The 16,485-nt window shown below is 44.4% G+C and carries 2 protein-coding genes; one reads left to right on the forward strand and one right to left on the reverse strand.

The window, feature by feature from the left end:
- Positions 1-7,839: 7,839 nt before the first annotated feature.
- Positions 7,840-8,106 (reverse strand): hypothetical protein, encoded by a 267-nt coding sequence (locus G5B60_RS03040; protein WP_164682598.1) that lies wholly within the window; start codon positions 8,104-8,106, stop codon positions 7,840-7,842.
- 7,695 nt (positions 8,107-15,801) lie between these two features.
- Here G5B60_RS03040 and G5B60_RS03045 point away from each other — a divergent pair.
- The gene (locus G5B60_RS03045; RefSeq protein WP_164682601.1) at positions 15,802-15,975 is read left to right on the forward strand and encodes a hypothetical protein; all 174 of its coding nucleotides are present in this window, start codon (positions 15,802-15,804) and stop codon (positions 15,973-15,975) included.
- Positions 15,976-16,485: the final 510 nt, after the last annotated feature.

A 16,485-nucleotide genomic window follows, 5' to 3' on the forward strand; every position in this document is an offset into this window, starting at 1 on the left:
CTCAACCCAGTCCTATTGCCAGATAATAAGATTGTAGAGGCGGTGTTTCCCGAAGGGAAATCCGAGCACATCACAATGAAAATCCTGCATTTTATGATAATGTCTAAACTTGTTGCAATACTAAGCAAATTAGAGCACGGCACAGGGTGTGCAACCACTGAATCGCTGGCCTCCACTCACATCATATGATCCAATACGAGTTAATGTCCGACCAGAGCATACACAAGCTTTTCATCGCTACAAGGACATTAACATAATTGACGCACGTTCTATCGTAGCCTAGCGGGAATTTCATAAGCTTCGTACTAACAATCGCACCCGAGTGTACACAATATGTGATAAGGTTAGCACACCGGATGGAAATCGTTTCCAATTCGCACGATCTGAAGTAATGCATGAGGGATGCAGAATTAAGCAAGAGTCCCTAGCTGAAGAAAAAACTCTAATCAGAGCATTTGTTGTAGCAAATTATTAAAACCTGCGCACAGGGTGCACCGTTTAGAAAGACTCATGCAAAAACTCTAATATACCAGCATTTCACAAGAAGATCGAGGAGGTAACAATCGGCACTATTAAATGTAATAGGCGATCATAATTGTAACGTGTTCGTAAATTCTGCACCGTAAGGGGACGGTTGACTCACGAAATTTGAACTGGTGCAGCAGTTTCTACCTACGCTAGCGATGATATATTTAATACGCATTCTTATTAGGAACGAATAAAGCTTTTTGACATTAAATTTATAAAGCTAGCATAAGACTCATAGTCAAAGGATAGTTCTAACAAAGTGACGAAGTTTCATCTGGAAGTGCTTCGAAAAGGATAGTTCAGCGTTAACTTAGCTCACCATACTAATGATTGATATCAAATCCGACAAGGACACACCGGTATAGATGATGCACCAGACAAAACTAGTCTAACTGACATTTTGCAGAATAGGCGATAGGGGAAGCGGATGGTAACAATCTCACGCTAATAGGCGAACACGCACATTGTTATTCGTTCCCTTTAAAGCACAAGAAAAAACCCAATTAAAGAATCCGGACCAAAATTAGCAGGGTGTTAGTCAAAACTGCTGCCCTAGACTCAACAATCAAACCTACATCGAGAACTCGGAACATCGAGAATCACGCAGCATCTTGTAGTGCAACCTAATGTCCTCTTAGACTGTGAGCGCGCAGTCCTAAGCGATGACGTAGCCTACGAGGTAAATAATTCATAAACCCGTATTCCAAGAATTGGAAGTAAGAAGAAACGAAATGGAGCACCTCATCGATCCTGCAGATAAATAAACCCGAGGTGCAAAACTACTCCAATGAAACCATGCGGTGTCTCCTTTGAGATCCCGAAGGTTAAATCGCACTATTACTACTGTCCTGCATAGATACAGGCGATAGATGAATCGGATCGCCAGACAGTGCACATGATGGGAAGTAAATTTAATAGCGTCATATCGAAATTCCAAAAAGTACACTTGGTGCGTGCACGGTCCATTCCATATTAATGGGCGGAACTCGAAACTATAGAAGTAAAACACATGATCGGTCTTCCGCGTCAAATGAAACTGTATAAACTGGGCTTTTCTCGGTTGCAGCAAGGAATTAAATTCTTACATAATTATTATTGCTGATGTAAAATCGATCGCGTAAATTTCCTCGGTTTTAAGCAATCATATCTTGTTGAGGATGAGTCCATTACATAGCAAATTACTACATGGGAGCATGCGGGTCGACAAATTCCAGAAAACTACCGCAAATTAGAGTGGCGGCGATTTTCTAAAGATATATACTCCAAAGATCGTATGAATGCTGTAATACTAGATGCAATGAAAGCGCGGATTGAGGATGACGCTCACGATAGATACAAATTAATAGTTCGCTGTTTGATCGCAAGTGTAAACGAGGTCTATCTTAACTTATCATTTTACCATAGCAGTTGATCTATCCGGTAAGGATGTAAGTTCTTCTATGCCCATGGTGTCATCGTTGCTTCATGCCCTTAAAGATAATACAGCTGTAATCAGACGTGCTCAGCGATAGGAATTAGTTGATCTTGGTATTGTAGGAATTAGAGTAGCACACAATGTATGAAGGAAAGTCATAACTAATGACACAACAGGCCTGCATAATTGGATTAAAGCATAGGTACCTACGCGTACCTAGTTGTACAAATTTAATTAGAGGTATGCCCTGGTAAATATTTGAACTGGTGTTCGTGTGCCCTATATTGTTTAGGCGAACCAGTATGACAGCAATCCACCGCAAATTTTATCAATACGGACTCACGGTCCATTTTGGTTCACTTAGGCGAACTACCTAGTATAGGTACTTGCAGAAGAATAGGCAAACCTGATCTATCCCGCGCAGTGCTCATGCAAGAATATGATTAGAAGATCAGAGCTCGGATAGATATAGGTACCAAATGTTCCTGGTATGAAAATTACTCACGATGTGGCTCGGCGAATCTCGAAAAGAACTACCTATTAAAACAAAGCGGGCAGGGGAGATCAAAAATTTGTTGCACTATAGGCGAAAGATCCCGCTTCTGCACCAGCGCAAAATAAAACAAATGCTAGCACAGGTTCGTAGCAGAAGGCGATAATTCTAATCACAGATCCCGGTTTTACGCCCTGGTCCCGAAGGGCAGGGCGACAAATTCTTGTTTTATAAGTCCTAACGGTTACTGATGTTTCTAATAATGGAGCCACTATTAATCGTAAGTTCATAAATCACGCAGAAATAAAACAGAAAAATATAGCGCGTCATTATGAAGCTCATGGGACCTCGCAAAAGAATAAACTTGTTCTGCATGGTTCGACGTGTTCGATGATGGGCAAAACTGCACAGAACATTAAATAATCTTCACCTACTGTCTAAAAAAGCTCGGATGATTGTGCGATGTACACCAACCGGTTTCCACTGTGCACAAATCATAATGGCACAGGATAGTTCTATTATGCGGATGGTAACAATCATCGTGCTAGCGACATGGCTTGTTGAGCAGTTAAGAATAAACTTGTGCCCTTAACACCGGTAACAAATCATCCATGCAATCCTCGTATGAAAAGTTCTAACAAATTAAATACTAGTCATAATAAAAATATCAATGAACACAAATTAACTTGTGCTCAGGATAATGAAGAGCACAGTATGATTACTGAAGATAAGTTTGACAAGAAGTTACGTTGATATCAGCGCAGAGGCGTACCTCAAGGAGCACGTCATCTATCCTAACACATCGTTTTTCCAGGCCTAAATTTATCACAAGAAATGATAGAAAACTAGATACGCAAATTGATGGTAGCCCGAGTGTGTGGAAAATATCTTATTAATATATAACACAAAAACAAACGAGGTAGCGTCATGCCCTTTGATCTAGATAAACTGCGGGTGCTAGCACCTTTTAAATTGCGCAGACAAACCGGCTTCCACTTAAATGATCCTATTCGAAAAGACCGAGTCCAAGCCCTCGTATCGCGAATAATGGAGGCAAAAATCGCCTCCCAATGTCTTTTTGTTTCTTCTAGAAAAGTACACTGGGTTAATGCAAATTCCTAGCACGTTAATGTACCTCAGAACTACGAATATAAGATGAGCTGGGTTCTGGTAGAGATGCTTGATCCCTGGTATAGGGTGTTGATATCTATGAGGCAATAGCATAATTCATGCCCGCCTACGAAAGAGCACACGTGTCGATAGAAATGGCCTGCTGATCAAATTAATGTGCCCCTAAAGACGTCACATCGACACACCGTAAAAAGTGAGCGCCTCCCCCCAGTCATATATTTGTAAGTGTATGTAGAGACGCCTCAGTCCAATAAACTTTGATTCTCCGTGGGTGACACGCTTTAAAACACGTAAGAAAGCGATTCGGATGTTATGCTTTTGTATCAGCTAGGAAATGTCACGAACGAGCTCCCTTCGACTGATGTGGATCACGCAAGATGGGTAGAAGAATTAAAGCTTTATGATCCTGAGCATGACTACGCGTTGCTTCATGAGATGCGTAATAGGGCGAAGGTAGACTCGGAAGAGAAATGTTAAAATCAGCCCTAGAACGTTGATTTTGTTAGCACAACTCGGAATATAACAATGAACCGTAAGTGCTGGTGCTATATTCTAAACCCAATCGGTTGCTTGTGGATGGGCTAAAGAAATGGCCAACTGAGGTCCACAAGGGAGGTGTGGTCCACTCACCCAGATTATGAATATCACGAACTCGGAAACGTGTTGCACATATATCATGACAGAGGTTGAGGAAGCGCGTTGTGGATCCATCAAGAAGTTATGAGGCGAGCACGTCAGCGGCGACAGAGGCAGCACGGTAAGTCTCGTGTAGGATAGTGTCGCTGGCAATGTCCGCTCGGCAGTTATCACACATACCGGTTGAAAAGGCATACCCAACTGATGGTGGTTCTGTAACTTGTGCGGCGGAATATCCCCACTATAGCTCATCGTCGTTTGTTTGTTTGTTCATGACAGTCCACACGACACAATCGCAGATGGCGGGCATTATGTATAAGTCCGCGACAAATTTATGATCTGGCTCGTTGTAGAGCTAAAGAGACTTACCGCGTTGCTGGAAACGTTCAAGCGTTTCAGTCACTCGAGGGATGATAGTCGCTGCCGCCCCAATCAGACGACCGCCCCGTGAGATGGCGACCCGGAGGACATGAGTCACATAGATCGTGATTGAGCTCAGACGTTAATGTCTAAAGGCCATGAGAGCACGCATAGAGAAACGAAACTCGGCATATTAGAGAAATGAAAGTTCGTCCACTAAAAAGACCTCGGCATCACGAGTCATAGCACGGCACCGCGGGAAACGTCGGCATTTCTGACCAGACAGGCACAGAGGATGACTTTAGAGTAAATCTGTTTGACTAAAGATATCGCCAACTACCAGATCCAAATGGGCAATGTCGCTTTAAGCATTTTGAGATTCTCTATAGCTACGGTTGTTGCAGGCGTAAACGGTCATATGAAGTTAGAGACCGTATTCCTGGTAAAACCGCGGGATGTAACGGCTTTTTGGTGAGCGGTGTTTGATCAGAGCCCACGGCATGTTGAGCTCTCACCTTGTGCTAATCACCAATCCTGTCATTATGCGCAGTGTAGTTGATTGAACTCACGCAGATTCTTCAAAGGAAAGGATATATTCACCGACTTAGATATTCCGATTGACATTCTATCGAGATTACTACCTGCCAAGTGTGTAATGATTGTAGAAATGATCTCATAGTTAATTAGTCATAATGTATTTGAAGATTAAAATTCCTATGGATCACGAAGCACAGTCCTATTGACAGTCACTCCTGTGCTACCAACCACATTGTATATTAGCGCGCACACCAAGCGTAATGTAACAGAAAGTACACGGCGAAAAGTCACAACACCCACTGGCGCGCACCCATGCCCGCTTGTATCTAGTTGACGCGTTGAAAAGAGTTCAAGCGGGAAATTGGATTTGCTGGGTGCATATCCGAAGTTAACATTTGTAAATATCAAGTCCACTGTGGTTGGGATATATCTGTTTTTAGCGGTCTAAACGAGGACATCTGTTGAGAGAGACAGCGTCATATTGAAGAGGACGCTTTAAAGATAGGGATCATTCATTATGGCTCGCGCACTAAAAGCGTCAAGCAGGGTGACACAATCTGATGGCGCGAGGTAAAATATTAGAAAACCCCGTGCTGTGTAAACAAGGAGCAGTCCGAACGGAGCTCGGAGTGGTTAACGGTTGCTCAGGATCTTGTATACTGTCATTATGCTCACCAAGCCAGGATACACAAAGCGAAAAAGTGGTTCTTTTAAAAAAACCGTACCGGGTATGAACTCGATAGCTCCAAATCAGTTTGTGCCAATCAGAGCAATGAAAGTTTTGCGCAGACATGAAAATGTCGCACCAATGTGGTTATTAAAAAAACCGTGCAACAGAGAAAAAGCTCTTAGGATAAAGCGCCTAGCGACATTGACACATATTCCTGGCCTTGGTATGACGTAGCTCACGACGCCAGTGTCTTACCCACGAGAACCGGAGTGGACAAACCCAGTGATCGCAAAATGTGCGCGCACTGATCGCACAATGTGTAAAATATAAACAAACGTCAAGAAGAGACGTGCTCTTCCTATCCATATTAAAAACCCCCTACCTTGGAAGTGAGTGGCCATGGATCAGTGAGTATCTTAAGGATCGTTGAGAAAATAAATATCATGCTACCGCTAGCAGAAACTATGTTGTAGTCAGCGGCGGGTACAGCATGAGTGGAATGTGCCGTGGTCAAAAAGTCTGTGAGGCTTGCTCGTTAATGGATGCAGTTAATGGATTCCTCTTACGCCTCAAGGTCGCGCACGTTGACGTAGTTGATATTGAAGATATATTGCAAGATGAGCGTTCGTGTCCGAACCAGTAGGTACCGCGGGCAAATCATGGCGGGAAGGTACCGGAATTTATGTCCCTCCACCATGAGAGCGGCGACCCGTTGCTGTTATGAGAGGATCGCGAGGCTACCAGTCCCAGCTTGCGTTGTTCACTAGTTATCACCGAACCAGTTATCACAGCGCAGAGGGCAGCTATACCAGACATCGTATGAGGGCAATGGATGCGGATCTGGGGATCACCCCCAGTCAATCTTCACAAGAAGTGGCCCGCTTGGTAATCCGTCAATATGTTCTACCAGCGCGCCAAGAAGCAAGAAAAACCGCGGAAATGCCGTTGTGCGCACAAAATATGTATCGAAGCCCTTAAAAAACTCGATTGAAAATGAGTTGATCTTAAGCGCCTGAGCATTATCACAGCAATCGCAAGTTCACTTCGTTACGCACTCCCAAATCAATATTCCTGAAACACATCGGAGGCAAGTAATTGTGCCACGCACTCTAAGGATCTTGAAGGAAGTCACAAAGTCACCGAAAACACAATGGAGCTGTGGAGACAGGTGATTGCGGAGTTGGATGCTATATCTGTAGTTACTCATATAAATCAATAGCAGAATGATAAAGCGCAAAAACGAAAACACAACGAAAAAGTTTTTAGTGCCGTGGATACTATCAACTGCCGATCTGTTGACATTTTACCCCAATGTCTAAATCTTGAGGTCCACCGATCGGAGCGCCTTTAGTTGGGCTAAACTAAAGATACTGCACCAGTCGCGCTAAACAAACCTCAAAGAAAAAATCATAACCCCAGGGCCACAGCGCAGCCGCAGCCGTAATTAGTCATCCACAGTGGACCCTGCCAAGTAAAAGTCCACCAATGAGTAAGGTGTAATTCCTTAGATCGGAGAAAAGGCAGCAATGATTGAAAAGATAGAAAGTATGATACGGCTTATCAATGTGTTGATATATTAAAGCTCACTTTCAAAGAATTACATTGAAAATCATAATTGTATATTCTAGAAATTGAAACCCCGCTTGATATATTAAGCAAGCTTGGCTCGGGCATATGCGGCGTAACGGTTCGCTGTACAATGATGTAACAGTGGTGCTGACTTAGAGCACATCTTAAGTATGCGCGATTTTAGCAGTTAACACATGACCTGATCGCGAACCAGTGTGGTTATTAACAATGCAACAACTCTAACAGCGCAAACTGAGTCGCACGCGATCTGCCTATTCGAGCATATGTTAATGCTGGCGCTAAGTACTAATGATCCCGAGTGGGACGCTTGAGGAAATCGCTGGCAATGCTCAGTCCGTTGGAAGTAAAGCTCAAGCAAAAACCACTTTACATTCCGAATGTAAACATGGCGCTAAGCCTAGGCCGTACATTACTACAAGTAAATGAGCTAAGCAATGTGCTAGCAGCTTGGGTTCATTCGGTTGACTTCACAGTGTTTGATTAAAGGATGACTTTTTTTCCAGAAACGATATTACGAGTATCAAATTGTAGTTTAAGCGAATCTAAACTTGGAAGGTAACATGAGAGGTTGTAACTTGCTGGGATACGTGCTCTACCGCAACACAGAGGCGCTGGCAAGCCTGCGTTAATTATCACCCCCAGGCGGTTGCTTGGGTGCACGGCGTACATCCCAATCTTGATTGTAGGATAAAGGTCGTCGCAGAGGTTGAGAGCACAGAGGTTGCTTGGAGCGGCTGTGTAATTCAAAAGATACGGCTTGCCAATCGGGAAATTGCAGCCCTCGTTCACTTACCGCGGGTTATCGCCACTCACGGTGACAAAGTCTTGGGTGCCTTTTTGGTCTGGGATCCAATAAAGAGCAGAAACACCCGCTTCCGTGCAAATGAGTGGGTCTTGGACATTTTAACCAGTCAGTCCAGGCAGCACATATACACATGAGGGGAAGCACGGGAGTGGTGCATCAGTGTATAATTGTTTGACGTAAGCACAGAAAGTTTCGATTGTAGTCATGGGTAAGGAGGTACCGCCGTCACATGCTGTATGAGTATCACCGAGATAGAAAAGAACTCGAGCCTCATTATCACATGAAAAAGCGTTCGTTATAACTTTTTACTGTGAATCAAGAACCGATTGTTCTGTGTCGGTGCCTTTGATGACTTTTGAAATTGTGCTCGTTACTTAAAGGATATTATCAAAGTCAAAACACCGAATTAGAGAGTGCCGTGGATATCACGAAACACATGCGTTGCTACTCGGATGCTTTTTGACGTGCTCTGGAGCGTAAGCATCTACCGCCTTCATTACGTAACTCGTATCGGCTTGGGTTTGCGGCGAGGAAGTCGTGACAACGACTTATTAAGCGTCCATTGAGTACGTCGGCAAACTCACGTAGTGGTTAGTTTAAGCACGGGCATACAAATGCGACATTGTCATTATGTCGTCAAAAGTACGGGCCAATATCACGAAACCAGCACGGGCTTGTGCCCTTTGAAGGCATTTAAAGGTCCGTACATGAACTACTTTTAGGAATTATTTCGTTAAAACCCGGCGATAATCCAGCTGGTTGCTATAACAGAGTGGACAGCCTTGGTAAAATTATTTAAATTATTTCGATGGTAGCCAGTGTATTGAAAAAGGTATAATACGCTAAAACTAGGTTTACTCAAGCAGTAGCCCGTCGTGACAGCTTGGGTTGTGGTGCCAGAAGAAAAGTAACAATATCATCATAATTGGATCTTGTAAAAAAAAGCCCTAGCATTGTTCTCAAATGCTGATAATAATGTTAATATCCTGTAATGTACCTCACGATTTGGTAGAGCTAATTCATGTTAAGCAATATGGAACATCCCCGAATTACATCCGTCAACACTCGAAACGCCTCCGGGATCCTAAGCAACAATCGCTCCTATTCTCCAAAGACCAAAGAAACAGAGTAAAAAGCTAGGGTCGAATTACGCTAGGTGCCAGAATAGGGTGCGCACAAGCCTCCTAGCAGGTCAAATCCAGTGATCAGTGTTCTGTTGCTCCAACTAGGGACCTCAAAGCGTATGAGCGATTGAAAAATCGCGACCGTCACATCGGACCATACCCATGCAACCACAGAGTTTGACTTGACAGTGCGGATCGCACCAGAGATGCCCGCGCAAGCGCCTGAGGTTCTGGAAAACCTAATTCAGTAGTTACATAGATACCATGGGTAAATCTCGCCTTTTTGTAAAAAGTACTATCCTACCGCACAATATCTATTTCACACATACGGGCCTGTACATCTAATTGAAGCACTAAATGTCGTTAAAAATGTGTTTACCCATTTTGACAATCACAATGTGAAGATGGGCAGGCGTCGAGCTCCGAATCTCCTCGAGTATGAGCATCATAATACGCCTTTTGGCACTGATCTTAAGTAGCAATCATGCTCACCACGAAGTAAGATTGGTAAGATGTATGTCCTGAACCGGTTGGGACTTACCTAGGTTGATCTTGCTTTGATGAGTAAATAATTCGAAGGTTCTGTCGAAAAAGTCACCGTAGTCACATGGCTATAGCACGTGACGCCTGTCACATCATTAAGTAAGCGTCAGTCCGCACAGGTTCAAAAAGATCTATCACTGCGGGAGGTCAATAAGTCCGGGACGCTCGCGCTCAATAACTTTTACAATTCTACTTTTTGTTCGATGGTGCAAACTTAAATGACGATAGTTCAAGCCTCCGTGGAGCAGCTTGGATGGACAAGTATCCAGTGAGGGCTTGAGTTGATACGGTTGCACAGAGAAGTAAATATGGGAACGATTGTTATGTCCGTAACGTGGCAAGCGCAGCAGTTTCTCTGTGACTCGAAAAAGTCAGCGCCTTTTGAGAACGTCTATCGACGGCTTTTTGCAAGTAAATCAGACAAAAATCGTTGATAACAATAGGCTTATATTGAGGCTGTCGAATGAGGCAAAAGGTAAAGTGGTGCTAAACATGGCTGTAAACGATGGCGTACATTAGTCAAATAAGATAGTGCGGTCAATGTGACAGGCAAAAGAGCGTAAGTTCCGAAAAATAAAATAATTGTGCAATATCATAACCCAAACGGCTGCCAAAAAGATTATTGTCCTTGGTAATCGAATGACAATCGCGAGGGTGTGCATTGCTCGTTTTGTTAAAAAGATATTCCTGGTTTGGCTCGACGCTTCGTTTAGAAACATTCCTGCTCTGTGGAGCATGTATATGTGTTTGCACAGAAAGGAAAGTGGCTGCCAAAGACCAGGAAGTAAATGATTAATCGCTCCTCTGGGTAAGCAATCACCGCAATCTCGAATGTAGAGACGGTCGAAACTTGCTACTATGAACTACATCCTGATGTGTCGAATCACTATGAACGTTCACTTAACGGTCATCCCTATGATAGGGCTATCAATTATGAACGTGCTCTTAAGCTAGGGGTCTTAGACGGCAGGTTAGGTGCCAGGGGTGCTGAACTAGTGAGGGTCTCTATCCTGTGGGCACAGAACTCTAAGAATGTAAAGTTTCGATTAAATCACGAAGCACCGCACGCCTCACCTGACACAATCAACTTTTCCGCGCAATGACTTAAATCTGTTGACAAACATCAGAATGAAGTAATCCAAACCAGTGTCTGGGTAGTAAATATCGGGTGTGGTTGTAACCACATACGCCATGCTTAAAGGCGGGACTTGTAAAATCCGACGGCTACGCAAATTTTGTACTCGTTCCGATGTACAGGGAAATGTTCTGGGCAGTCCGGTGGTGTCCACAGTGAGTCTCTTAAACCACAACGAGCTTTGTATGCACAGGCAGGCGGTGCTGACCCTGCGTATCATGATAAACGAAACCCAGTGTTAGTTATACACTTGCGCATATCATAATTTTTCCTGCCAGACACACATGGTGAGAGCAAGGAGCAGTCTCGTAAGGTTGTGGGTGCCGATCACGCGGAATCCGCACATGTTAATGAAGAAAAGACAGGCTTAGACTCTAGGAAATGCTTGGGCGCCTCCGAGCTGTAAGTACAGGCAAGTAATGCCCGCCTTTTGAGAAAAGATGACCAGGAAACGTACCCTTTCCCTTGACGCTAGGAGTCCGGGACTGCCAAGGTGCCAGAGACGTCTTTTAAGAGTTTGCCAGACAAACAACGACAGGGAATTCTAGTCTTAAGGAGGTTGATACAGGCTTATTATGACAAATGCAGTACGGTTATTATGCATCATGTATAATATTACAACTAGACATCACGAAAGTCCGACTTAGAGCTCCTTATGTCCGATGACTACTACCGGGTGCAATACGGCCGTTCTGTTCAGAATGACGCTCGCATAGGGAGCGCAACGCCCCGTGATTTGGTACAGTACCCCAGGTAAATGATCGCCTTCCCCCTAAAGTGGGTGAGGGTCTACAATATCGCCGGTTGACGTGCTCTGTTGATCGGCATTAATCTTGCTGGGACGGTGCAAGAAACCCGTACATAGGGGGTCGGGATGGAACCCAGCATGTTCCTAAATGGTGAGGTTGGGACTAGGGGTAGTGGCTGATTTGCAGAGGCTAAAACGACAATAGGCTATCTGAATGATCTGCCAGAAATCGGAAAAATCGATGACCCTCTTAAAGACCTCACTCAAGGGGCTGTGGTAAATGGCCAAGTAAAACATGGCGTACATTCTGGAGCGTTGAGAGAGCGTAGCGTAACTCAAGGGATCCTCGGGCGGGATGTGATGACTCACTATCTCAGACGAAACCCAGTCCTAATTTAGATTGCAACCACTGACCACACCAATGTGTTCGATGTACTATGAAAGTTTCAGTCCGGCAAGCGGCCTGGGACTCATACGCAGTCTCTGGAGCTAGCGTATGAAATGGCCAAGCTAATTCAAGAGATGCTTGCTAAGTACGGGGGAGTGGAGTTCTCAAGAATCAAGGCGGATCCGACAGGCGGTCATAGCGCACCGAATTAGGAGGCTAAAAAGTATGTCCTGAAAATGTTCTATCTACCAGACAACGCACATCAGGCGGATTGAAAGTGGTTAACGCATACCCACTCAAAACTAGATCGGGTACGAACACTCATTCAGCGCAAATGCCGTCATTGGGCCTGTACAGTCCAGGCCAACCATAAAATTTTGTAACTTGCTTATGTTTGAATGTCGTAACGAAGCTAAACCTTAGTCGCTTATGAAATCGTTTTGGTACAGGCGGATCGCATGTTAATTAACATTTCAGAGGCAATTGTAGAAAATAGACTGACCGACGCTTCCGATTAAGAAACAAAAGTTCAACACACCAAGCCCTTTCCCAGAAATCCTCAAGTCCTACTTGCGCGATCCGCGACCCGAAAAGAATCAAAGAAAGCGGCCTAGTCACTTCGTTCCCTTTGGTGCTCTAGCGAAAAAGCGGCCTAAATGGCGCGATAGTAAAACTCAAAGATGTATGCGCTCCTATTTCATGTTAATGTTAATCAACACAACCCGTACATAGCCTCGATACTGCACAAACTCAATTGTATAGCACAAATTTCAGACATTGTTTGCTTATTCAAACTCTTCCAAGAATTTAACGATAGATGTATGTGTGCGCTTAGGGTTATCAAAGAAGTGGTCTGGATTTTTGGCATTGATCACGACCATCAAGAAGAAAAATATTAAAGAAGTCACTAGGAGGCGTTGTATGGTAAAGTGCTCCATGTCTAGAAAGTTTGGTCAGTCCATGCAACAGCGGGTCATGTTATTGATCATAATCAGGATTGAAAAGTACTATCAATTGTTATGGAGCGTAATGCAACGGTTATTAGGGAGATTAATCAAGTCGAAGAAGAAATCAATTAGCTCCTCAGGTAACTCTCGAACCCTTCGAAATGGCGAGAGGATGAAGAAAGCGAAGCAATTCCGGTGGATATTGAAAAACGAACTAGTTCCGATCATGTTTTATGAAATTTGCTTAAAAAGTAATGGTAGCATGGGCTCATGTATCGACGAAGGAGGCTTCCTGGTTTCAAAGACCGAACTATGCAAATAAATCAAGTCCATCCAGAATTATGCAAACGACATGAAGTCGGGTCAACTTAAAAAGTCAAGAAGTAGATCACAGCACTTAAAACTTAAATGGAGTGGATGAACTACACGCATGCTCCGATAATTCCTTGTATGGCGCATATTAAAGGCATGTGATGGACTAATGAGAAGATGGGTGTTAATGCCATTGAGCATAACTAGGGCAAATCAGAGAAGTAAAGGCATTTTGTAGAGACTAGTCATCCCTATAACATCAGTGTCATTGTAGAGTGGGTGCCAGGCCAAGTAACGATCGCGAACGCTGACTGCTCCTTTTAGAATGGCGCAGAAACCTCTCCGAATCAGAACCTCAGAACAGCGCAGAATCGGGTTGGGAGAGGCGGTTAAAAAGACCTAGGCCAGAACCCAGTCCAGACTTAGCTCCTTTCCAGTCCTAATTCCTGGTTGGATTAATCACATTTTGACGGCCGTCGAGTTGATCCGGTTAGCTATAGCAATGAACGTGTTTAGAAACAAGGTCCTTGGACGCCAGAATACCATGGGGGCCATGTCGTCAACGAGGTTGATGGGTAATAGTAAAAGCGCAATCGAGTCACTCAAGCGAATCAATACGGCCTAATCTTGATGGCGGAAGTAAGCGCAAATGGCAGAAATATTACAGAACCCGGTGCCAGTGCAATGCTAGAAGTAGATAAAAAGTGGCAAATGGGTTGGATGTATGATATCTTGAGCGGCGACGCAATCGAACCAGCATACCCCAGCCACGCATTTCATATGGAGTCCAACTGATGTATGTTTGCTTTTTCAGAGGCGATAATCCTTCCACTTGCTCACCACCAGGTGATTCGTTGTATAAAAAGCACGCTGAAGTGGATGGGGAGAGAACTCTACAATTAGTTCAAATGGCGACCAAAAGTCTACACTAATGATCTCGCCCCCAATGGAAGGCAATTGCACTTATTGGAGAGGGACTGCCGCACATGTAGAAAGTGGCGGTTTGATGATGAGAAGAAGTGGCGTAACATAGAGAAGTATGTGTTTGAGACCATCCTGCATTTCCTAGGACAGCGCAATCACGGCGACACAGCACACGATGTGTTCTGGACGATTGAAGATATTCAGAATGGCGCTGGGATTAAAGATCCGGACAATAGTGTTGAGTCTGTGAGCTGATGTATATCCCAATCTGCCAGAAGAGAATGTAGAATTTGTGTCTAGAATAGCACACCAGTTGAGCGTAAGCACTTGTCCAATACATTGCGTGGTGCTGTTCGCTACCAGGAGGTTTGGACTACCGCATGAAAAGACTGCCGCGTTATTAGGAAGGATACACAATACGGCACCAGAACCCAACGAAGGCTGTCGATGGACAACAGAAATACACTAATTGCTACCTTCGAATCGGTCTGTGCCAGCATGGCGAAGTGCAAACGACGCTCCTGAACGACACAAAGGCAAGCAAACGGAGATGTAGGATGTATAGCCTCCTCTAGTCCTTCGAGGGGGTCTGGTTACTCGGTTTGCGAGCTTAACGTTACGGATCGCACAACACAGTGTCCAGAGCCGCGTTCGCACCCGCATGTTATTCTGTCCGCTCCCCAACGCCGTAAACTTGGGACTTCATAATGTCAGTGTCATCAGTCCGAATGATCCGCACGCGCGGACCAATCAGATCCGAAATGACGCTTGATGGACGCTTGAGACTAGCAAGTCCGCTGTAATGATTTTGTTGTCCTAATCGCCGAGAGAGCGAAGCTGGTGGCTTGAGGGTACTACGAAGGCCACTTACCGCAAGTTATTCTAGTTATTTCGAATGATCCCAGAGTTTGCTTTCATTTTGTCAAGAGAACATATCTAGTGGATGGTTTAGAAAACTAGGCTCAAGTCCCGTCAGGACAATATGGGCAGTCTCACCGGTGCCGTGTTATTCGTTACTCTAAGAGAAGTGAGTCTCGTTCCTGTCACGCACACGGACTCATACTATCGTAGCGTTAATTATCAGGTAAAGTCCGAACATTCACAAGCGACCCAACGGTCAATGGGAATTTATATCTAGAATTGCAAACGGTTATGTGAGGTACTAGTCACTGCCAAAAAGTACCATGCAGACATGCTTAACGTTCCTGAAAACGACATACCAGCATACCTGCAAGCGAACTAACGTGTCTACACGCACCACTTAGACGGCAGCGGAATCGACGATCCTGCCAATAAGGAACTATGGGAACCAGCCATGGCGTACATTGATCACGACAATCCGCACAACAGGCAAGAACTCTCTTGGATGATGTACTCTAAGAACGTCACCGACCCACCGAACCTCATCGTTACAGAAGTGTTAGTTATGGACACCTTCGACGCGGATAGGGGCTTTGTATAAAGTAAGTTAACGCAGCGGATCCTCTCCAGAAATGTATTAGACCAACGAGGGGCTGTGAATAACACTTCCGTACATTTGAGTGGGGCTATCAATACATCAAGAGCAATGATTCACCGGGCTATCAACGGTGAGGTACGAGCTCTTGACGAAGAATACCTCACCGTTGGGCGGGAACAAGTCCAAGTGCTAGGCTACAATCACTTAGAGGGGGTGCCAGATGTAGGATGATAAATAATCGCCAAAGTAACGAAATAACATTGGTTATTACGACATGCTAATTGCGACCGACTGTAAACCACACCTTAGTCTGCTAGTTCAAGCCAGGTACCGGTTGACTGACAATCGGCTCCCTCGGCCTAACACTGCTCCTGTCAGCATAGCCTAGACTAGTTTATCATAGCAGAATATCCGCGCGATAGTAGAACATATTAGAAGTGTATGTGAGTGGACGCTTATCCAAATATTGAGCCATGTTAACCTCGGGTAATCAACTACGGAGACTGACCGATTAGACCCAGACAACGACGATAATCATCACATGCTCACCTATGTGTTGTGCTCATGCAGTCATCACACAGACTATAGCAGATGTGTTGTGTTCTGCAATATCGCCCTCGAGTAGATCATAAACCGTCACGCAGTCACCAGAACCCAGAATAACATTGTATATACAAAGGGGCCAATAAGGCGGATCTCACAAGCGAGCGCAATCTTGGATATTGAAGAGAACTAACGTGT

It is taken from the genome of Streptococcus hyointestinalis (genome assembly GCF_011039275.1).
GTDB lineage: Bacteria > Bacillota > Bacilli > Lactobacillales > Streptococcaceae > Streptococcus > Streptococcus hyointestinalis_A.